Annotated in this window: 18 protein-coding genes; 10 read left to right on the plus strand and 8 right to left on the minus strand. The window is 55.9% G+C overall.

All coding sequences use genetic code 11. The annotated features are described in order from the left end of the window. The first annotated feature begins 1 nt into the window (after position 1). Positions 2-2,635, plus strand: coding sequence for a transglutaminase domain-containing protein (locus tag MKX76_RS24425; protein ID WP_144879838.1), 2,634 nt, complete (start codon positions 2-4; stop codon positions 2,633-2,635). A gap of 26 nt (positions 2,636-2,661) precedes the next feature. Further along, complete coding sequence (locus tag MKX76_RS24430; RefSeq protein ID WP_144879837.1) at positions 2,662-3,696, plus strand: glycoside hydrolase family 18 protein; 1,035 nt, start codon at positions 2,662-2,664, stop codon at positions 3,694-3,696. A gap of 199 nt (positions 3,697-3,895) precedes the next feature. On the opposite strand, the gene MKX76_RS24435 is transcribed toward MKX76_RS24430, so the two are convergent. The 5 genes from MKX76_RS24435 to MKX76_RS24455 all read right to left on the minus strand — a co-directional run bounded on the left by MKX76_RS24435 (position 3,896) and on the right by MKX76_RS24455 (position 10,253). Then, positions 3,896-6,202, minus strand: a complete 2,307-nt coding sequence (locus tag MKX76_RS24435) for a helix-turn-helix domain-containing protein (protein WP_144879836.1) — start codon at positions 6,200-6,202, stop codon at positions 3,896-3,898. 301 nt (positions 6,203-6,503) lie between these two features. After that, positions 6,504-7,298: a twin-arginine translocase subunit TatC gene (gene tatC / locus MKX76_RS24440; RefSeq protein WP_260843065.1), complete on the minus strand. Its 795-nt coding sequence runs from the start codon at positions 7,296-7,298 to the stop codon at positions 6,504-6,506. After that, entirely contained in the window at positions 7,234-7,461 is a 228-nt protein-coding gene (gene tatA / locus MKX76_RS24445; protein ID WP_007128904.1) for a twin-arginine translocase TatA/TatE family subunit, read from the minus strand. Before tatA ends, tatC begins: the two co-directional genes overlap by 65 nt. Positions 7,462-7,488: 27 nt before the next feature. Further along, positions 7,489-9,114: a PhoX family protein gene (locus tag MKX76_RS24450; RefSeq protein ID WP_144879900.1), complete on the minus strand. Its 1,626-nt coding sequence runs from the start codon at positions 9,112-9,114 to the stop codon at positions 7,489-7,491. 287 nt (positions 9,115-9,401) lie between these two features. Next, positions 9,402-10,253 carry a lipoate--protein ligase family protein gene (locus tag MKX76_RS24455; RefSeq protein ID WP_341034749.1) on the minus strand — a complete coding sequence of 284 codons (852 nt, stop codon included), beginning with the start codon at positions 10,251-10,253 and terminating at the stop codon, positions 9,402-9,404. Positions 10,254-10,597: 344 nt separating this feature from the next. Between MKX76_RS24455 and cysK the strand changes: the two genes are divergently transcribed. The 5 genes from cysK to MKX76_RS24480 all read left to right on the plus strand — a co-directional run bounded on the left by cysK (position 10,598) and on the right by MKX76_RS24480 (position 14,689). After that, a complete protein-coding gene (cysK, locus tag MKX76_RS24460; protein WP_341034750.1) occupies positions 10,598-11,515 on the plus strand; it encodes a cysteine synthase A in 918 nt (305 codons plus the stop codon). 236 nt (positions 11,516-11,751) lie between these two features. Continuing rightward, positions 11,752-12,183 carry a YciI family protein gene (locus MKX76_RS24465; protein ID WP_007128900.1) on the plus strand — a complete coding sequence of 144 codons (432 nt, stop codon included), beginning with the start codon at positions 11,752-11,754 and terminating at the stop codon, positions 12,181-12,183. 8 nt (positions 12,184-12,191) lie between these two features. After that, the gene (locus tag MKX76_RS24470) at positions 12,192-13,445 is read left to right on the plus strand and encodes an RNA polymerase sigma factor (RefSeq protein ID WP_007128899.1); all 1,254 of its coding nucleotides are present in this window, start codon (positions 12,192-12,194) and stop codon (positions 13,443-13,445) included. A gap of 323 nt (positions 13,446-13,768) precedes the next feature. Next, complete coding sequence (locus MKX76_RS24475) at positions 13,769-14,170, plus strand: VOC family protein (protein WP_007128898.1); 402 nt, start codon at positions 13,769-13,771, stop codon at positions 14,168-14,170. A 171-nt stretch (positions 14,171-14,341) separates the two neighbouring features. Further along, positions 14,342-14,689, plus strand: coding sequence for a DUF1801 domain-containing protein (locus MKX76_RS24480; protein WP_007128897.1), 348 nt, complete (start codon positions 14,342-14,344; stop codon positions 14,687-14,689). An 82-nt stretch (positions 14,690-14,771) separates the two neighbouring features. Here the strand turns inward: MKX76_RS24480 and MKX76_RS24485 are convergent, their stop codons facing one another. From MKX76_RS24485 to MKX76_RS24495, 3 genes are all read right to left on the minus strand, one after another. Beyond that, positions 14,772-14,900, minus strand: coding sequence for a DUF4023 family protein (locus tag MKX76_RS24485; protein WP_007128896.1), 129 nt, complete (start codon positions 14,898-14,900; stop codon positions 14,772-14,774). Positions 14,901-15,195: 295 nt separating this feature from the next. After that, on the minus strand, positions 15,196-15,501 hold the full coding sequence (locus MKX76_RS24490; protein WP_007128895.1) for an antibiotic biosynthesis monooxygenase: 306 nt from the start codon (positions 15,499-15,501) through the stop codon (positions 15,196-15,198). A 135-nt stretch (positions 15,502-15,636) separates the two neighbouring features. Then, positions 15,637-16,854: a DUF418 domain-containing protein gene (locus MKX76_RS24495; protein WP_007128894.1), complete on the minus strand. Its 1,218-nt coding sequence runs from the start codon at positions 16,852-16,854 to the stop codon at positions 15,637-15,639. A gap of 141 nt (positions 16,855-16,995) precedes the next feature. On the opposite strand from MKX76_RS24495, the gene MKX76_RS24500 reads away from it, so the two are divergent. From MKX76_RS24500 to MKX76_RS24510, 3 genes are all read left to right on the plus strand, one after another. After that, positions 16,996-17,715 (plus strand): response regulator transcription factor, encoded by a 720-nt coding sequence (locus tag MKX76_RS24500; protein ID WP_040738309.1) that lies wholly within the window; start codon positions 16,996-16,998, stop codon positions 17,713-17,715. Beyond that, positions 17,712-19,496 carry a sensor histidine kinase gene (locus tag MKX76_RS24505; RefSeq protein ID WP_007128892.1) on the plus strand — a complete coding sequence of 595 codons (1,785 nt, stop codon included), beginning with the start codon at positions 17,712-17,714 and terminating at the stop codon, positions 19,494-19,496. The genes MKX76_RS24500 and MKX76_RS24505 overlap by 4 nt, the downstream gene beginning before the upstream one ends. Positions 19,497-19,667: 171 nt before the next feature. Then, the gene (locus tag MKX76_RS24510) at positions 19,668-20,912 is read left to right on the plus strand and encodes an MFS transporter (protein ID WP_341034751.1); all 1,245 of its coding nucleotides are present in this window, start codon (positions 19,668-19,670) and stop codon (positions 20,910-20,912) included. Positions 20,913-20,962: the final 50 nt, after the last annotated feature.

Consider the following 20,962-nt stretch of genomic DNA (forward strand, 5'->3'; position numbering starts at 1 on the left):
TATGACCATTCAAACCTCCGCATTTTCATTGGAACCCGATATGCGGGAGACCATCGAGGCGAAATTCAAAGAGAAGCTGATCCTGGGTGAGGCCAGAAAGCAGGAGCTGTTCGGCATATTTGACCAAGAGCTGACCGAAGAGGAAACGTGGGCTTTGAAGTATCTATACGCCTACATGCCGGTGAATGACATGGCCGATTACGACGGGGAGCTGTTCCTCAGCCATGTGCGCCGGACGCTGGCGATCCGAAAGCAGGTGCCTTGGGGAAATCGAGTGCCGGATCATCTATTCCTGCACTTCGTGCTGCCTTACCGCGTCAACACGGAAAATATCGAGGATTCCCGCGGCATTCTATATGATGCGCTGGCAGAGCGAACTTCGCGGTTATCGATGAAGGATGCCATTCTCGAGACCAATTACTGGTGCCATGAGAAGGCAACGTACATCGGGAGCGACCTGCGGACGATATCGCCGCTGACGATGATCCGGAACGCGCGCGGACGCTGCGGCGAGGAATCCACGCTCGCGGTAGCCGCCCTGCGCAGCATCGGCATCCCGGCCCGTCAGGTATATACGCCGCGCTGGGCCCATTGCGACAGCAATCATGCCTGGGTGGAGGCATGGGCCGACGGGCAGTGGTATTACATCGGCGCATGCGAGCCGGAAGCCCGCCTGAATCAAGGCTGGTTCAGTCCGCCCGCACGGCGGGCGATGCTGATTAACACCCGGATTTTCGCCGATTATCCGGGACCGGAGGATATTACGCTGGCCGATAAGTGGTTCACCGAAATCAATCTGCTCGAGAATTATGCAAGAACACGCACGATCCATGTCAAAGTCAAGGATAACAACGGGGCACCGGTGGCCGGCGCCGAAGTGCGTTTCGAGCTGTATAACATGGCGGAGCTGTATCCGATTGCGATTCTGCCGACCAATGAGCAGGGGGAAGCTTCGTTCAAGACAGGCTATGGCGACGTGCTGATCCGTGTCGTGAAAGACGGCGCTTGGGGCGAGCATAAGCTGGGCGCCGGGGACGGAGAGCAGGTGCAAATCGTGGTCGCCGAAGCCGCGCAGCCGGTCGGTACCGTTGATTTCGATATGGTTCCTCCTCCCGAAGCTCAGGGGGATGCCGATGAACAGCCGTCCGAGGAGGAGCTGGAACGACATAACCGCCGCTTGGAGGAAGGGACGAGGATCCGGACCGAATACGAGGATACCTTCCTGAAAGCCGAGGAGGCGGAGAGCATCGCCCGCGGACTCGGGCTGCCGCCGGAGCGGGTGTGGGACGTCCTGCATAAAGCCCGGGGCAACAGCAGAGAGATTGCCGCTTTCCTTGAAGAGCAGTCTGGGGAGTTTGGCGAGTGGCCGCTGCGGCTCTTGGAATCTCTGAACGAAAAGGACTTGATCGATACCTTCCGGCCTACGCTGAACGATCATTTGACCGGTGCGATGGAGCATCAAGGGAGCTGGGCGGAGGAGCTGTTCGTCCCATACATTCTCTGTCCGCGCGTATCGTTTGAAATGCTCGTGCCGTATCGCCGTTTGTTCCAGGGGACCTTTACTCCTGAAGAGATCGCAGCCTTCCGAGAAACGCCGGCGAAGCTTGCAGACCGCCTGGCGGATGGCTTCGAGCTGTGGGAGGACCTTCCTAATCTGAAGGGGAAAGGCAACCCGGCAGGCACCTTCCGATTGCGGAAGGGCGATTCGGAGTCGCTGGACATTCTGTTCGTCGCCGTCTGCCGCAGCTTGGGCATCCCGGCGCGGCTGCACCCGAGCGAGCAGAAGCCGCAGTATTGGCATAACGGCGCTTGGGAAGAGGCTTCGCTGCAGCCGGACGCTGCCGGCAGCGCCGATCGTGAGGCGAATCGGGAAGCCGGCGGATGGGGTCTCTTGCGTCTGTTAAAGGATTCGAATGCCGGACAGGACGCGCCGTCCGCCTCCTACGGCGAGAACTTTTCGCTCGCCCGCCTTACGAATGGCGTGTATAAAACGCTGATTTATCCATACGGCATGTCTAACGTATATGATGATCCGTTCGAGGTCGAGGCAGGGGCTTATCGCTTAACGACCGGCGTCCGTCTCAAGGACGGCACGGTTCGAGTGCGCTGCACTTATTTTACCGTCCGTGCGGACGGGACCGCTACGGTCTCCCTGACGTTCCGCGATACCCGGGAAGAAATTCCGGTGCTGGGCACACTTACGCGCGAGCATGGGCTGGCCCTGCTTGATGGAAAGGCTGCGCTTCTGGGAGACCTATTGGGGGCAAAGGGTGCGATTGCCGCTTGGATTGAGCCGGAGCGCGAGCCGACAAAGCATTTGCTCCGCGAATTGAGCGAGCTGGCGGAGCCGCTGGATCAGCTCAACGTTCCGATTGTCCTAGTGATCGGAGATAAGGAATGGACGGCCTCGTTCGATCCTGCCAGCTATCCGAAGCTGGCGCGGAGAACGGTGTTTGCACGTGATGCAAGCTACTCGGCCTTGCCTGATTTCATCTCGAATTCGCCGGCCCGCGAAGCCGGATTTCCGCATCTGTTCGTCTTGGACAGCCAGGATCAAATCCGGTATACGGCTTCGGGGTATAAGATCGGCACGGGCAAGGAAGCGCTGCGCATACTATCGGGAATAACCTCTTAAAATGGAGAGCTGGAGGGCGAAGGGACATGAAGCAATATATTGTGGCAGGCTATGCCGTTGATGCCGTTCTTCCGGAAATGAAGCGGGAGGATTTATTGAAGCTGACCCATCTGAACGTGGCTTTCGGCCATGTTCGGAATGATGAAATTACGACGGAGCATTTGAAGAACGCGGAGGTTCTGCATGCCATGAAGCGGGATCATCCCAGCCTTACGGTGCTCCTGTCCGTCGGCGGCTGGAGCGCAGGGGGATTCTCCGAAGCGGCCTCCACCGAAGAAGGAAGAAGCCGCATGGCGGCTTCGGCCGTCCGGGTGCTGGAATCGCATCCGTTTGACGGGATTGATCTTGATTGGGAATATCCTTGCTACGGCGAAGCCGGCATTGCTTCGAGCCCGGACGATAAGCGGAATTTCACGCTGCTGCTGAAGGCGATCCGCGAAGCGCTGGATGCCAAGGGCGAGCGCGATGGCCGCCATTATCTGCTGACGATCGCGGCGGGAGCCGACCAATATTATGTGGATGGCACAGAGATGGATCAGGTCCAGCAGTATCTGGACTTCGTCCAGCTGATGACGTATGACATGCGCGGCGGCTTTCAGATCCTCACCGGGCATCATACGAATCTGTATGCGCCGTCCGGCGATCTGTTCCGGATCAGCGTCGATGCTTCCGTGAACCTGTTCGTGCGCGCCGGCGTGCCGAAGGAGAAAATCGTGATCGGGGCAGCGTTCTATTCCCGGATGTGGCGCGAGGTTCCGGACCGCAACCGGGGTCTGCACCAGATGGCCGGTACCACGGGCGGCTACGGGCCAGGCTACGCCGAGCTTGCCGCCGATTACATCGACAAGAACGGCTATGTCCGGTACTGGGACGACGAGGCGTGCGCACCGTTTCTGTTTAACGGCTCAAGTCTGATTTCCTACGACGATGAAGAGTCGATCGGCCGCAAATGCGGCTATGTCCGGGACGAGGGCCTGGCGGGCATCATGTTCTGGGAATACGGCTGCGACAAGACCGGACGCTTGCTGGATGCGATGCATCAAGGCCTGGGGAGCAAATAATCGGCCCGTTCCCGAGCAATCGAATAGGCCGTACAGAAGGCTCCGTAATACCAAGATAGACGGCACATGCCCAATGTGCGCGTTGCGAATCCAGGGATACCTGGATGGTTCTTTGGACATATGAGCACAAACAAAACCTCCCCTAAGCTTACGAGCTTCAGGGGAGGTTTTGTTTGTAGTGCATGCAGGCAGCAACCGGCTACCCGATATATTCCTCATCCTCATCATCCGAGGCGTCGGCACTTCCATTCTGGCTGTGCATTTTGCGGTATTGTCCCGGCGTATAGCCGGTTTCCTTCTTGAATTTGCGGATGAAGTTCGGCGTATCCAGGTAGCCGACCCGCGAAATAATGTCCTTCAACGGATCGGACGTATGCAGTAGCTGCCGGATGACTTCGTCCATCCGTTTCTGCCAGATATATTGGGTGAAGTTCACCCCGACCTTCTCCTTGAAGGAGCGGCTGAAATAGGACGAGGAGATCGAAAATTTCGATGAGATCGTTCCCAGGCTAAGGTCATAATCCGAATAGTTCGCATCGATATAGCTTACGATTTCGTCCATCAAGGAGCTTTCTTCCGTCTCGCTCTTCGCCTCGACATGGGTACAGATGTCGGCGGCGAGACCGGCGAGCTTCTTCTCCAGGTCCTCCAGGGAGTCGTACGAGGTGATTCTCGGAAGCTCTTGAACGACATGGTGCATGCCGAGCTCCGAGGCCGTCTTCAGCAGCGTATTCAAAATGTCGAAGCAGATGCAGCGCAGCAGCGGAACCGAAGGCATTTCCTCCTTCAAGCTGTCCAGCGCGGTGGAGATCATCCGGGCAGCCACGTCGTAGCTGCCCTGCTTCAAGCTCTGATCAAGCTTAAGAAGCACGTCCTTCGGCACCCAGAAGGAGGAGGAATCCTTCGCTCCGGAGAGCGCATGGAAGAAGGTGGTGCTGCCCTGACCGTGAAGCATGGAGGCCTCAAATGCGGTGGAAGCCTCAATGTAGGACTGGTTCAGCTGCTCCGGATGACTGTAGCGGTTGCCGGTCCCGATGACAGGCGGGCTGCCGGCGTGCTCCATAACCATCGACCGGAGCGCCTCCACGATCGCTTCCATGATGCCGTTCAGGCTGGCCTCATGCCCGGTATCGGCATTGAATCCGACGATGAGTGCAAGCCGGTCAGGCTGCGGCAGCTCCACTCCGTACGCATGGGCGGTCAGCTCCGGCAGCTCGACCTCGTTCATCAGCTGCATCAGCGGCCAGCCGCCTGATGGATCCGCCTCGGGCAGGGCATGCGTCTCCCAGCCCATCGTAACGACGAAATAATGGGAGCGGTTGAAGCGGATGCCGAGCTGCTCCTTCAGGTCGGACGGCAATTCCCCGGTATGTCCGTGCTTCAGCAGCATCAGCAGAATATGGTTGCGCGCGTAAGGCTCCTGAAGGTCAACGCGCTTGCTGTAGTCATGCAGCGTCTTCTTGATCCAGTCCAGCTCGTTGGTCTGGGAGGGGGGCTCGGAGAGGCTGCGGACATTTCTCAAGCGCACGAACTCCATCAGATCGGAGATCGGGTGGTACTGCCTCCGGGCCAGTAAAATCGCAAGGACGGTACCCATGATGACAACGAACGAGAACACCAATACAACAAAGGTCCGAATGTGGACGATGCGGCTGAAAAACTGGCTGCTGGGCATAGCCGTAACATACGTCCAGCCGTCATCCGATTTGACGGAAACCACCGAATGGGTCTCTCCGTTCAGGGACAGGCTGTGCGTACCGGGCTCCAATTGAAACAGAGCTTTTACGTCGTTCTTCGTAATGGTGTCACCGTGATGATTGGCGGCCAGCACCTGGCCGTTATTATCGAATATATAGGTCATGCCATGGTAATCGGTCAAGATGGAATCGATCAAGCCCGTCAAATTGGATTCATGGATCAAATACATGACGGTTCCATGGGCAGGGGTGTTGTTCGGGGCGATCGGCACAAGATAGGCCAGCATGGATTTCTGCCCCCGGGTGCCCTGGATGACCTGCTCCGCCGGGCGCATCGTCGGGAGGCGCACGGTATTCAAGTCCCGGATCAGATCCTCCTTGTTCCAGGTGTTGAATTTGTAGCGGCCGGTGAACACGTCGAGGTTCTCCAGACCTTGGGAAGAATAGATATTATTATCCCCGCGAAAGAACAGGAACAGCTCATCGATAATCGAGCTGGTGGCTTTATATTTGACCAGGGCGCCAATCGATTCCCGGCTGTAATACGGATGGTGCGTCCAATAACGCGTCAACTGTTCGTCGTAGGCGATACGGAATGCGATATCCTGCAGCTCCTTCATACGGTCGTCGATGACTGTTTTGGCCTGGGTCAGCTGATTGACGTTGGTCTGCTCAATTTCCGAACGTAAGGTTTTAACGGCGTTGTGATAAATGATGACGGTCAAAATAACAAGAGGGATCAGGAAAATGGATATATATGAGAGTGTATACTTAACCAAAAGCTTGGACTTGAAGTGATTCCATTTCATATTTGCAGGCCTCCCGTTATTTAATAGCACCGTGATAGCGCTATCATAAAGACAGCGAAGCAATTGCCGGATTGCCGAGCCGTTAAATGATCTATTAAAAATACTAGGAGAACTTGCCTCATAAATCAATGCATCATTTAAAAGTTTTGATGGATTCTTTCCAGAAGCTGCAGAGAAAGGGGAAAATAAACTTGTCTGGGCGGAGCGAATACGAAAAAAACCGCGAGTCTGCCGCTTACTTAGGTAAGGGAGCAGATTCGCGGGTTCCATGGGTATCATCCTTCAAGGGGGAGCTGAAGGATCAGGATGTGCCTCCGCTTGCAGGCGATAATTGCAGCTGCTTGCGGTAAACGACTTTGGAGATCGATACGCTGATCTCATACAGCAGAAACAGCGGGACGATCACGATCAGGTCGGACATGATATCCGGCGGTGTGATCGTTACGGCTACGATGCAGAGCAGAAAGTAGGCTGCCTTGCGCATCTTGGCCAGCCGAAGCGGATTCACGATGCCAAGCTTGGTAAGAAATACGACAATGGCCGGCATTTCGAACAGGAATCCGAACGGGACGGTCATATGAATCATGAAGGTGAAATACCGCTGAGCCGTGTACATCGTCTCGAATTGGCCTTCCGCCATCCGCTGCATGAACTGCAGCACCATCGGAAACAGCACGAAGTAGCCGAAGACGAGCCCGACAATGAACAGCACGCTAATGACCGGGATGAGGAGCAGCGCGGAGCGCTGGGCGCCATCCGGCAGCGCCGGCTGCACGAACTTCCAGACCTGATAGGCCGCAACCGGAAGCGTGACGGCCAGCGCCACGACGCCGGCGATGATCATGTAGACCCACATGACCTCGGAAGGACCGAGAAGCACAAGCTTCTCGTCCATATCCCGAACCAGCCAGCGGTAAATCTCTTCGACGTAGATGAAGGCGGCCACCATCGCAACGAGAAACGCGATCAGGGTGCGGATCAGGCGCCTCCGCATTTCCTCAAGATGCTCGATCGCGCTCTGGTCGTTCGGGTTAGCTGCCTTGCTTGCCCGCTGCAGCAGCCGCTTTAGGAGCATCGTCTTTCTTTCCGTCCTCATTCTCTTCATCCCCGTTCACCAAGCCCCGGGTTGCGCCTTTGAATTCGCTTAGGGTTCTGCCGAATGCCCGTCCCAGCTCAGGTAGCTTGGAAGGCCCGAAGATGATCAAGGCGATAATTAAAATCAAGATTAAGCCACCGATTCCGATATTGCCAAACGGCATGACTATCGCTCCTATCTATAGTTGAGATTAGTCCAGCTTGAAGCCGCTGATGGCGACTACTGCGCAGCGCGCCATGTTCTCTCCCGAGCGGTGCGGCCAGGTGCTGGTCGGCTTGCTCAGATCCTCCGTGTTCTCGCCCGGATGCTGTACGGACAGGAAGAGCGTCTGCTCGTCCGGCGAGAAGAACGGGCCTGTCAGCTCGCATTCCACCGGGCCGGAGGCGAACTGCAGCGCTTTGCCTTGATCCGGTCCGCTCGTTGGAATAACGAACAGTCCGTTATTCATGAAGGATTTATGCACGCCTTTATTTTGGCTGCTGCTGGAGATGTCCGTCACGACCCACAGATCGCCGTTGGAATCGAACGCCAGGTTGTCCGGGGAGCTGAAGCCCGATTGCCGGCCGCCTGCCGCGAAGATTTCAAAATCGAACTCGAGCGCTGCCAGATCGTTCCCGGCTTCGAAGATCCGCGTAATATGGCCATGAATATTGCCGTGGTTGTCATTGTTCGTATGGCAGACGAAGACGGTATTGTCGAACGGCGAAATTTCGATATCCTCCGGACGGTCCGTCGGCGTTCCGCCTACGAGGCGGGCGGCTTCCTGGCAATACGTGACGACATCGCCTTGGGACTTGAACTTGCCTTTAACCTCCGGCGCGTCGGCTGCCGCCTTCAGCACCTCTTCCAGCGTGACCGGCTGCCATTTGCCGGATTTCAGGTTGGCTACGTAGAGCGTGCCGTCCTCCAGCAGGGCGGAGTTGGCGCGTCCCTTGCTCTTGTCGTATTTGCCGTTGCTGATGAATTTATACACGCAGGCATCCTTCTTGTCATCACCCATGTAGACCACGACCCGGCCGTCTTTCGCAAGACCCATTGCCGTATTCTCGTGGTTGAATCTTCCGAGCGCCGTATGCTTTTTAAGGAAGGATTTATCGAATGGATCGACCTCGACGACCCAGCCGTAATGGGTTTCCGGCAATCCCGAGATGCTTGCGGTTTCCTCGAAATTCTCTTCGCAGGACAGCACCGTATTCCAGAGGGTTACGCCTCCGGAGCAGTTGGCGAACGTGCCGGTTGCCGTCGTTGCACCCTTCAGCGCCGGAATGCCGCGCGCCGGGCCGGTAATGTCGAATTTGGTGAAACCGTTAATGCGGCGGGCATGCTTGGAGGATGTGTCCATCTTCCATACCCCCTTCTCGTCGCGGTACACCTCGATCACCGACATGCCTTGATAATACAAGTTTTTCTCGATTTGTTCGGCCGTCATTTTGCCGTCTTTCACCGGGCCGATCGAGAAGATGGTGGAATATTCATGGTTATTGACCAGCAAACCGCGGACATTGGACCCGTTGATCGGGAAAAAGGCGTTGTAATCGCAGCCGGAGCCGAATTTTTCGCCGGCCGGATTGATCACGTCGTCGAATGCGGCAATGACGTCGTATTTGAAATTTCTAGGCAGGACGAGCTCGTCGGCCTTGGTAGGCTCGATCGGATCGAAATATCCGCTGACGCGGTTTGTTTTGAATCCGAACAGATGATTGGCCGTTCCCGACATCGCGGAAGCTTTGCCCTCCAGAACGCCTAAGCCGGCGGAAGCAGCTGCAAGCGCGGTTGCGCCGGTGCCCAGATAAGACAGGAAGGTTTTGCGGTCCATCGTTTTACTCAAACTAATCCACCCCTCATGATTAAATGTTCGATAGGACAAGTGTAAGCTGGAAATGTTAAGTCCATATCATCGTTCATGGGGGATTTGTAAAATAGAAGTAATTTCGGGTGCGGAAATATCAAAAGGAGGTAAGCGAGCTGCGGCGGGATTAAAGAGGGGATGGGAGGAAGCTATCGTTCGCCTCGAGCGGATGAGGAGCAGGCATGCCGAATACTCCCTGCCGGATTGGGAGGGAGTTGGATGATGACCGCTTTTAATTTTTTGTAAAAAGAAAGTTATTCTGTTCGCTGATACCGCTGACGCATCTGCATGGCCATCGTACGGATGCTCTCGGCCTCCGGCATGGCGAATGAGGCGGCGGCTTCGGTCAAATCCTGATCCGCCTGCCAACTCCGAATCACCTTCCGCATATCGTCGACAAAGCGGTGTACGGCGTCTTCGCCCGTGCCGATCCCCGTCAGCTGCTCCAGACTGGCGGTGCTGGTATCCTCCACGACCGGGTACAGCTTCGGGTCGGCGCCTGCGGCTGCGATATCGTAAAAGGCACGCACGAGCCGGGCACGCTCGCTGCCGGACCCCTCCGCGATAACGAAAGCCTGGACAATGAAAGCCTTCCGCTGCCGCCGCTGGGCGATGCCGCAAAATTTAAGGCCGTCGATGCTTAAGTCGAACGTTCCCGGGCAAAAGGCGCCTGCGATTTCGCCGGTGTCTATTTGCCGTTCCGTGCCTTGAAGCGCTTGGCGGATCAGCGCAACCATCAGCTCGAAGTCCTGATGAAAGTCCGGTGCCGGGCCGGCCGATTGAAAGGGAACGATCAGGGACACATTGACGACGCCGGGGTCCAGCGGCACGGCTGCGCCGCCGGAGTGGCGGACGGCGGTGTCGTAGCCGAGGGAGCGGAGCCATGCTTCTCCTTCGGGCGCTTGCGGAAGACGGCTGTCCCGCGCGCCCAGCACAAAAGCCCTCGGGTGGCGCCACATATGGCACATGGCAGGACCGCCGCTTCCGGCCTGCCGGCATAACAGCTCATCCAATGCAAAATGGAGCAGCACATCATCTGAATTCAAATCGTCGGTCCGATCCAGCAGGAGGATCGGCTGGTGTTGCAGTGACAGCGGGGTATTCACGCTTTCTTGCGCCTCCTCTATTGTACAATGGCTATATACCATCTTCGGTTCGTTATAGTTGCCACATATGTGAACAAGGTTTCCTCTTATCCGTGATCAAACAAGGGGCCGTATGGCGATTACGGATCCCCGATCGGGATAATCTCATGAACAGCATACCATAAAGCGGGCTTGGCGGCTGTCCGGTATGGACGTTCTCAGCAGACAGCTTCATTGACAAGCGAGAGGAAACTCTCCTATAATCCGAGTAAGCTTATTACCTTTATTAGATAAATGGATGGCAGAAACCGCGGTAAAATTATTTTTGAATATAATTTTTGAACATATAAGGAGTATGAAGCATCATGGCCAACATTTATAACAGCGTTGCCGATATGATCGGGGAGACGCCGATGGTAAAGCTTCAGCGTCTCGCGCCGCCAGGGGCGGCCGAGATCTATGTGAAGCTGGAGAAATTCAACCCGTCCGGCAGCGTGAAGGACCGGGCCGCTTACAATTTGATCCATACGGCGGAAACGCAGGGCCTGCTTAAGCCCGGCGGCACCATAATCGAGCCGACCAGCGGAAATACCGGCATCGGGCTTGCCATGATCGCCGCTGCTAAAGGCTATCGCGCCATCCTCATTATGCCGGATAATATGTCCAAGGAACGGATCAATTTGCTAAAGGCCTACGGGGCCGAGGTTGTCCTGACGCCGAGCAGCGAGCGCATGCCGGGTTCGATTGCGAAGGCCCTTGAGCTGCGGGAGCAGATCCCCGGGAGCTTCATTCCGCAGCAGTTTGAGAATGCAGCCAATCCGGATATTCATCGCGTCACGACTGCCCCGGAAATTCTGCAGCAGACCCAAGGACGGTTGGATGCGTTTGTCGCTACGGCCGGCACCGGCGGAACGGTAACGGGCACGGGCGAGGAGCTGCGGAGGCATCTGCCGGACCTGCATATTGCGGTCGTGGAACCCAAAGGGTCTCCTGTGCTTTCCGGCGGGCAGCCGGGTCCTCATAAGCTGGTGGGGACGAGTCCGGGGTTCGTGCCAAAGATCCTGAATACCGGCATTTATAATGAAATTATTCAGATTGCGGACGAGGATGCGCTGCAGACGGCCAGGGACTTGGCCCGCAAGGAGGGGATCCTTGTGGGGCCGTCCTCCGGCGCTTCGGTATTCGCCGCAATGCGCGTCGCCGAGCGGCTGGGCGAAGGAAAGCGGGTCGTCTGCATTGCGCCGGATACGGGCGAACGGTATTTGAGCATGGATATTTTTTGATATGACAAAGGGGACTCCCAGCGGGAGGCCCCTTTTACGTGACAATGTCGCCGAGCAATAAATCTCTCTAGCTGTCTTTTTTATAAAAGGAATCCTCCGTTTACTCACGAAATGGTTGATAGTTGATTTTTTTCTCTAAAAAATGTTTTTGCCATGTCGATTCCCTAGTCGGTTGTTCGTTGAACTAGTAAAGGCCCGATTTCGAGGTCCTATTTGATAACAGGAGGGAACTTCCCATGAGATTTATGATGATTGTAAAAGCAACCGAGGATTCCGAGGCGGGTGTGCTGCCGAGCAAGGAGCAGCTTGACGCCATGATGAGGTACAACATGGAGCTGGCCCGGGCCGGCGTGCTGCTCGCAGCGGACGGACTGCATCCAAGCTCAGGCGCGATCCGGATTTCGTATCCGGAGCCAGGAGGGAAACCGAAGGTGACGGACGGGCCCTTCACCGAGGCCAAGGAACTGATCGCCGGCTATACGTTGATCGAAGTGAAATCGCGGGAAGAGGCGATCGAGTGGGCGATGCGCATGCCGGACCCTCACGGGTATGGCGCGGGGCAGATCGAGCTTCGGCAGGTGTTCGAGCCGACTGAATTGACGGAGGATCCCGAATCCCAGGCCCAGCAATATGAGATGCGTGAGCATATCGAGCGGCAGAAGCGATAGAGGGATCCATGGACACACATCGTACAATAGACGCAATCTGGAGAATTGAGTCCTCCCGGATTATTGCCCATTTGACTCGAATGGTGCGCGATATCGGACTGGCGGAGGACCTGGCGCAGGACGCGCTCGTGACCGCACTGGAACGGTGGCCGGAGACGGGAATGCCGGAGAATCCGGGCGGCTGGCTGATGACCGTGGCCAAGCGTAAAGCGCTGGACATGCTTCGTCGAAACAAGCTGCGCGATCGGAAGTATGAGCTGATTGGCCGGGAGCAGGAGCCGTGGGCCGATTCCGAGCCGGATGTGCCGGAACCCGGCGAGGTGGGGGATGATCTGCTGCGGCTGATCTTCATGACCTGCCACCCGGTCCTCTCGCCGGAGGCGCGGGTCGCCCTGACCCTGCGCCTTCTTGGCGGGCTCACGACGGCCGAGATCGCCCATGCCTACCTGACTTCCGAGGCAACCGTCGCGCAGCGGATCGTCCGTGCCAAGCGGACGCTGTCCGCGACCCGGGTGGCGTTCGAAATTCCGCAAGGTCCGGAGCTTAAACCGCGGCTTTCGTCGGTGCTTGAGGTCATTTATCTAATGTTCAACGAAGGATATGCCGCGACATCGGGCAGCCAGTGGATAAGGCCGCTCCTGTGCCAGGAGGCGCTTCGCATCGGACGGATTCTGGCCGAGATTGCGCCCGCGGAGCCGGAGGTCCACGGCTTGGTGGCGTTAATGGAATTTCAGGCTTCCCGCTTCAAGGCCCGGGTGGATCAACGCGGCGAGCCGGTTCTGCTCATGGATCAGAACCGGGGACTATGGGACTACCTGCTGATCCGGCGCGGTTTTGCCGCGCTGGAGCGGGTGGAGCAGCTGGGCGGCATGACCGGTCCGTATGCGATCCAGGCCGCGATCTCCGCCTGCCATGCGGGTGCGCCGAAGGCCGAGGATACCGACTGGATCCGGATTTCGGCCTTGTATGAGGCGCTCGCTCAGGTCTCCCCTTCCCCGATTGTGGAATTGAACCGGGCGGTCGCGCTTTCCATGGCGTTCGGGCCGGAGATCGGGCTTGAGATCGTGGACATTTTACAAGCCGAGCCGTCTCTGAAAGGATACCATCTTCTGCCAAGCGTCAGAGGAGATTTGCTGTTCAAGCTGGGTCGGCTGGATGAGGCATGCCAAGAATTCAAGCGAGCCGCTTCGCTGACCGATAACCAGCGGGAGAAGCAATTATTGCTTAGCCGTGCCGCGGAATGCGCGTCAAGCGGCGAATAACGGTGGGCTCTCTCCCATACAAAAAATTTTTCGAAAAAATTTCGAGTGGATGTCGATTTGGGCGATGGCCGTTCGTCACTTATATAAGATGAACAAAAAAATGAGATATTAGCAAGGGAGTAAAGTGATTCCGAAGAAGTCTAAAGCTTTCTAAATGAAAGCTACATCGGAAGCATAAGCTTAGTGGTCGCCTTTGCGACCGAATTTCTACCCTAATATGAATTCATCAGATTAAGAAATTTGGGAGCAACAGCGATCGTAGGAACACTTTACGTACTTGCCTAACATCTTATTAAAAAACAAATGAAAAGAGGATGAAGAATATGCAAGCACAATTGATTCCATTTATTATTTCCGGTGACGCGAGAGCACAAGCCGCGTTCTATATCGAAGCGGTCGGAGGAGAAATCCATGCGTTGTCTACCTTCGGGGACGCTCCGGGCACGCCGGAATCGAGCAAGGATAAAGTGATGCATCTATCGATGACACTGGCGGGAGGGAATACGTTAATCATGTCGGATGCCTTTCAAGATGCGGAACTGAGCGCTAATATGGGACTGTCGCTATCGTTTGATGACGAGGAGGCTGCACGCACCGCTTACCGTAACCTGAGCGCCGGAGGCGTGGAGAAATATCCGTTTGCCCTTCAGCCATGGGGGAATTTCTATTACGGCGAGCTCGTGGACCGGTTCGGCATGACGTGGCAGCTGGTGAAGCAGGGCTAGGCATAAGAACGTGGATCTCCAAGATACCGGTCATACCTAGTGAGTGAGCATAAAGCTTGTCGGTAGCGTGTTTGGCGTTTTGACATGATCGCATGTGCTTAGGATACATGCCTTCGCAGCATTACTGCAGCGTGAGCCCATTATCCAGTGACATAGAGGGAGCTGTAAAAAATGAACCAAAACCAAGAAGTGTCCGATTACATCGAAGCATTAGGCGATGCCTGGAAGATCGAGTTGAGTACGAATCTCAGGGAGCTTGTCCACAACGCGATCCCGGAGGTTCAGGAACGGATGCAGTACAAAAAGCCGCATTTCTTGAAAAACGGAAAATACGCGGCCGTGATCAGCGTTGCCAAGAGCGCGGTGAGCTTTACGATTTTTAACGCGGAGGGATTGGCATGGCCGGAGGATACATTTGATGGACCGCCGGAGCGGAAAACGATGAAAATTGCCCAAGGACAGGATGTGGATGAGCAGGCGCTTTCTGCCCTGCTGAAGCAGGCTTCCGCGAGCTTATAGTAAGAAACCGGTGTGCAGGCGGGACGGTATCGGTGGAGACGGTTCATCCGCGATCTTGACGGGATCGCGGACGAGGCCGGCTTCATTTTTTTGTCCCGTGCTGCTTCGTCGGGAGTTTGTCGCTAGGCGTCCCTTTGCCGTTGTTTTTGTTGCGGCGGGCTTTCTCCGCATTCTCATTCATTTTTTCTACGAAATCATGGGTGCTTTCCATTAATGATTCGGCTCCTTTGCATCAAAATATGAGATAACAAGCGTGTCCTGCTTAATATAACCATTCGGACGTCATTGTATTTGGTGATTTTGATGGCGGCGGGAACTGGCTGGGGTAACAGTCCCTATAAAAATAAGAATCCAGCTGACAGGCAAAGGGAGAGCTTCCCCGATATGCCTGCAGCTGGATCTAATTGTGTTTCGCACAATCTGTCGCCCGGCGCACATTCTTGGAGACGTGCGCCGAGGCCTTTATCTTTTAAACCAATTTTACGTGCCTTCCGTTTTTCGCTGCCTTACTTGGAATGGCTAATCAGCAGCTCGTATTTATTCAGGGAAGCGCCTAATATATTCTCGTTACGGCCCTGACCGTGGGATTGGCGGAACGATTCGCTGGACGTCCAGCGCTTGAATGCTTCCTCATCCTCCCAAACGGTAGATACCTTCAGTTCCTCGGCTTCGGCGCCTTCCTTGGCTTCATGCCATACCTCCATCCGCACGAATCCTTCAATTTCCTGAACCCCTTTGGCCTCAGCGAATCGCTGTGCGATCTCCTTGCCGTGGCCGGGCTTCACTTTAATCGAGTTGGTCACAACCAGCATGCCGCATCCTCCTTTTCATTCATCCTGTTCCTCTAACGTATGTCCATTATACAGGAACGGACGGACCGATTTCATCTTGGGGGAGCCGGTGCAGGTGAGGCGGGCCGAGCGGGCTGCCTCTTGTACCCCTGATGCTTACGTTGCCGCCGGCCCCTCGCCCGGCGTATCGATGGCCGGAGCCGGAGCGGCCTTGGTCTTGGGCCGGCCGCTCCAGGACCAATAGGTGCCCATCCGGAGCAGTCTCTCCACGGGACCGCTGCGGAATCGCTTCAGCCACAGCAGACTGCCTGCTGCCAGCACCGCATAGATGCCGATCGCCAAAAGCGCCCCTTGCAGCACGCCGAGCTTGCCGAACAAGCCGAGTCCGAATCCGTAGAAGATGAGCACGCAGACGACGCTCTGCGTCAAATAGTTGGTCAGCGACATGCGGCCCACCGCCTCGAATGCCCGGATCACGACCGATTGCCTTGATGAGAAGGCGTATAACGAAGCAAACAAGTAAATATACCCTAGAGCCAGCAGCGGGCCGCCAAGCATCATGAAGATGCCGTTCCATTCATGCGTCGTGCCCAGCATTACGCCGGCGGTCTTCAGCGCAAGGCCGACGGGAATGAGCAGCGCCCACCGGATATACAGCCGGATTTCCATGGACGGATGGAGGAAGCGTCGCCGTTTGGCCGCCGCCATGCCGAACAGGAACATCGGGGCGCTCATAAGCGGAGCGATCAGGACCACAAGGAGCATCAGCCAATCTGGCAGATTGAGCGGCATCTCCTCGTTTGACCGAAAATCCATGATTTCACCAAAGCTGCCGCTGCCGTAGACCTCGATTGATTTGGTCACATAGGCTTCCATTCGGGAGGCGTCTTCCGGAGTCGGTTCCATGGAGCCGTATCCAAGGGCCGTCATGAGGGCCAGCAGAATAATTCCCCAGATCAGCAGCGTCTTCGCCTTGCGTTTCACGAACAGGAGCAGAAAGAAGCCGATTCCCCCATAGAACAATAGAATGTCGCCTTCCCAAATAAAGGTCGAGTGCAGCAGACCGAGTCCGATCAGCAGCACAGAGCGGCGGGAGAAGCTGCGTCCGTATTTCAGGCCTTTGGCTGTAAGGCTCTCCCTCATCATCACCATGCTGTAGCCGAACAGGAAGGTAAAGATCGGCATGAAGCTGCCTTCCACGAATACCTTCAGGATATTGTGGCTGATCGTATCCAGCGCGGAGGGCTGGAAGAAATGCAGCTCATCCTTTCCGAACATGCCGTATTGAAAAATGAGCATATTGGCCATCAGAATGCCCGCCAGGCTTAACCCGCGAATCGCGTCGACGACCGTTGAACGTTTATGTGTACTCACACATCATCACCTCTTAGCCATAAGTATAGCCATTGCACTTGAATATAAAGGAAACGGCAACCTAACTTTTTCTTAACGCCTCCGGCATTTGTTTAACTCCTGTTAAGGTTGCTGTGCTAGCATAATGTACGGGTGAGAATTATGGACAATACACGAATTTTAATAGTAGATGATGAGCCTTCGATCGTGAAAATGCTCCAGATGGTGCTGCGCAAAGAAGGCTTCAACCGGATATACACGGCCGCCAGCTGCAAGGAGGCCCTTCGGGAAATCGCTGCACATGGCGCGGACTTCGTGCTGCTGGACGTCATGCTGCCCGACGGCACGGGCTTTGATCTGTGTCCTCAGCTGCGTGCCTACGGAAGTCCGCACATCCTGTTTCTTACAGCCAAGGCTTCGGATCTTGACGTGCTCACCGGCTTTGCCATGGGCGGGGACGATTATGTGACCAAGCCGTTTAATCCGCTGGAGATTGCGGCCCGGATCAAAGCGCGGCTGCGGCGCGGCGGCATCGGAACGAATGCGGCAGTCAGTCCGGCCGTTATTCGAAGCTCCTGGGATTTCGGCCGGTTTAGAGTGGATGAGGCTGCCGGCGAGCTGACGGTCCTTGGGGAACCGGTGCCGTGTCCGGCGCAGGTGTTCCAGCTGCTGCTGTATTTCTGCAAGCATCCCGGCGTCGTCTTCTCCAAATCCCAGCTGTACGAAGCGGTATGGGGCATTGACGGCATGGGCGAGGACAATACCGTGATGGTGCATATCCGGCGCATCCGGGAGCGGATCGAGGAGGATCCGAGCAACCCGCAGTATCTGCTTACGGTTCGGGGACTCGGCTATAAGCTCGTCAAGGAGAGCGGCCGATGAGACTGCGAAGAAGGCTTGCCTTTCATTTTACCTATCAATTGATTGCATTCTCGGCATTCATGTTCTGTTTTATCATCGTGCTGATGTTTTTCCTTATTAGTCATATCAGCAACGAGGAGATCAAGCGGAACTTCCCGGCAGGGGTGCTGGACAGCATCGTCGGGGAAACCGTTGCGGAGAAGGGGAGCGTTCAGCTGGAGGAGCATTGGAAGGTGCTGCTGCAGGAGAGCGGCATGTGGCTTCAGGTCGTCGATATGGAAGGGAACGTCATTCATGCCACGAATACCCCTTCGGATGTTCCAAGCGAGTACTCCGTCAGCACCCTGCTCGCCATAAAGGAAGAACGGAGGCTCGGCAAATATACGATGGACTGGCAGATGGACCTGTTCTATAAAGAACCGCTGCTGTTCCTGGCAGGTCGGGTCGATGCCGGATCGGACCAGCTCCTGGACTGGGTGGCCGCTTATGAGAAGGACGGGCTTGTCGACCCTGAATTCGAAAGGGAGCTGCAAGGGAAGCTTGGCGGCGCAGGCGGCTACCTCCATATCATTGACGGGGAAGGCCGTATCGTGCAGTCGCTCGGGGAAGGCGCCGGAGATAAGTCGGAGTACCACCCGTTGGAGATCATCGCCATGCAGGAGCAGCCGGGTACCTATTCGACGCATATTGCCGTATTTCGGGACAAGAACAGCGGCAACACCTGGATCTACCATACCCCGCAGGATGAAGCGCTGGGGAAACGGCCGATGATGAACGAGCTGATACGCGTCGCCCTGTGGGCCATGATGAGCGTGCTGCTTCTCTCGCTCGCCATTGCGATCTGGCACGGCTATCGTTACAGTCGCCCGTTACTGCTCTTTACCGGCTGGTTCGAGCGGATGGGCAGCGGAGCGTATGAAGAAGTGCTGACGCCGAAAGACCGCAAACGGGTCTTCCGCAAGAACGGCAAGCTTCGCATGCGATATAAGCTGTACAAGGAAGTGATCCATTCTTTTTACCGGATGGCCGAGCAGCTGGCAGAGGCTGAACGGGAACGCGAACGTCTGGAACGGAACCGGGAGGAATGGATGTCGGGGATATCGCATGATCTGCGTACTCCGCTCTCCTCCATTCAGGGTTACGGTTACATGCTGGAAAGCGCTCCGAATGATTGGAGTGCGGAGGAGCTGCGGGAGATGGGCACCGTCATCCGGGAAAAAGGGGATTATATGCTGGAACTGATCGACGATTTCTCGCTCGTGTTCCGCCTCAAGAGCACGATCCGCCCGCAGGAGCTTATCCCGCTCGATCTGAATGAGCTGGTCCGCCGCTGTGTGCTGAAATACGTGAACGATGCCACGCTGAATGAAGCGACCTTTACCTATATCGGCGGGGAAACGCCGCTGCTCGTGAACGGTAATGCGAAGTGGCTGCAGCGCCTCATGGATAACCTGATTATCAATGCGGTCAAGCATAATCCGGAAGGGGTCAAGATCGAGGTTCGGGTCGAAAGCCGGCCTGGCGGTGCCGCAATCATCGTCGCGGATCAGGGCAACGGCATGGACGAGGAGACGAAGGCTAACCTGTTCGAGCGGTATTACCGCGGAACGAACACGGAGGAGAGCGTGGACGGCTCGGGTCTCGGGATGAGCATTGCGAAGGCCATCGTGGAGGCTCATGCAGGCAAGGTAGGCATCTGGTCCGAGCTGGGTCGGGGCACGACCATTACCGTACTGCTGCCTGAGGCTGGGCAGGGAGACGGGGATGAGCCCGATACCGGCAAGGATTCGAGGGGAAAGTGAGAGCGGATGCCGGCAGGAATCGGCTCTATAACTAGGGTTGCACGCCTGAATGCGGGATTGCCGATCTCGGCCGGATAGCTGCAAAAAAATCCACCCGCTGCGATCCTTGGTGCGCTATAATAGCCTGGAAATGATTTCATTTGCTTACTATCTATCGACCGGAGGACATCCATGGGCTCAACTTCTTTTCGGCAATTAACCGGTAATGCCAGGGGCTGTCTCGTCTATGAACCGCTGTTCCTGATTCCCTACAGCATGTTTGCGACGTACAGCTCCATCTTTATGTACCAGCTTGGCGTAACCGAGACGGGAATCGGCTGGATCACCTCGATCGGCCTGCTCGTCCAAGTGCTTTCCTCGTTTCTTAGCGGCTATCTTACGGACCGGATGGGCCGCAAGCGTGCGCTGCTCTATTTCGACGTGCTCAGCTGGAGCATCGCTACGCTGCTATGGGCCGTCTCGCAAAACTTCTGGTTCTTTGTCATCGCGGCTGTAATCAACGGTTTTCAAAAAGTGCCCCATACGGCGTTTTATTGCCTGCTTGTTGAAGACACGGCCCCTAAGGAGCGGACGTATGTGTTTACGCTGCTGCAGCTGATCAGCGTAGTAGGGGGCTTGTTCGCCCCACTCGGGGGATTGCTGGTGTATCACTTCTCGTTGGTGCCTGGAGTGCGGATCATGTTCGTGCTGGCCTGTATCCTGATGACGATTCAATTCATCGGCAGGCATTATGCGACCCGGGAGACGGAGATCGGCTACCGCAAGATGAAGGAGACAAAGTCCATGAGCCTGCGCGAAGGCATGGTCGACTATATATCCGTCATGAAGGGCATGCTGAAAAGCCCGCTCCTGCTGATCATCTTCGGCGTTTATATTCTGTTTAACTTTCAGATGACCGTGAAGACGACCTATGTCTCTATTTTTATGGTGGAATATTTGCATCTCGGCAGCGGATTGATTTCCGTCTTTCCGGCATTCTCCTCCATCATCATGCTGATGTTCATGAGATGGATCATGCCGCGGATCAGTGAGTCCAAAGTGAACCGGACGATGGTCTGGGGATTCATCATTTCGGTGTTTGCGAACGTCGTTCTCGTCATCGCCCCGGAGGGCGACCTTGTCGTGCTCAGCGTAAGCACGATCATCGCGGCGGTTGGAACGATGATGACCTATCCGTATCTTGAAACGGCGGTTGCGAATGCCATTGATGACGATAACCGGGCTAAAATATTCGCGCTGCTCCAGGTGCTTATCCTGATCGTGATTACGCCTTCCGGCGTGATCGGAGGCTGGGCTTATGGCATCGATCCGCGCATTCCGTTCCTGCTTGTTGCGGGGGCGTTTGCCGTCAGCATTCCGCTGATGATGCTGTACGCCAAAAAGTCAAAGGCGTCTCCGATCGAAGCAGGTGCTTAGCTTGAGTTGAGAGGACTCCGTAACAAGGCCACGGGATTGAATTGGCCTCA

The sequence above is a fragment of the Paenibacillus sp. FSL R5-0810 genome, assembly GCF_038002285.1.
Lineage (GTDB): Bacteria > Bacillota > Bacilli > Paenibacillales > Paenibacillaceae > Paenibacillus_AQ > Paenibacillus_AQ lactis.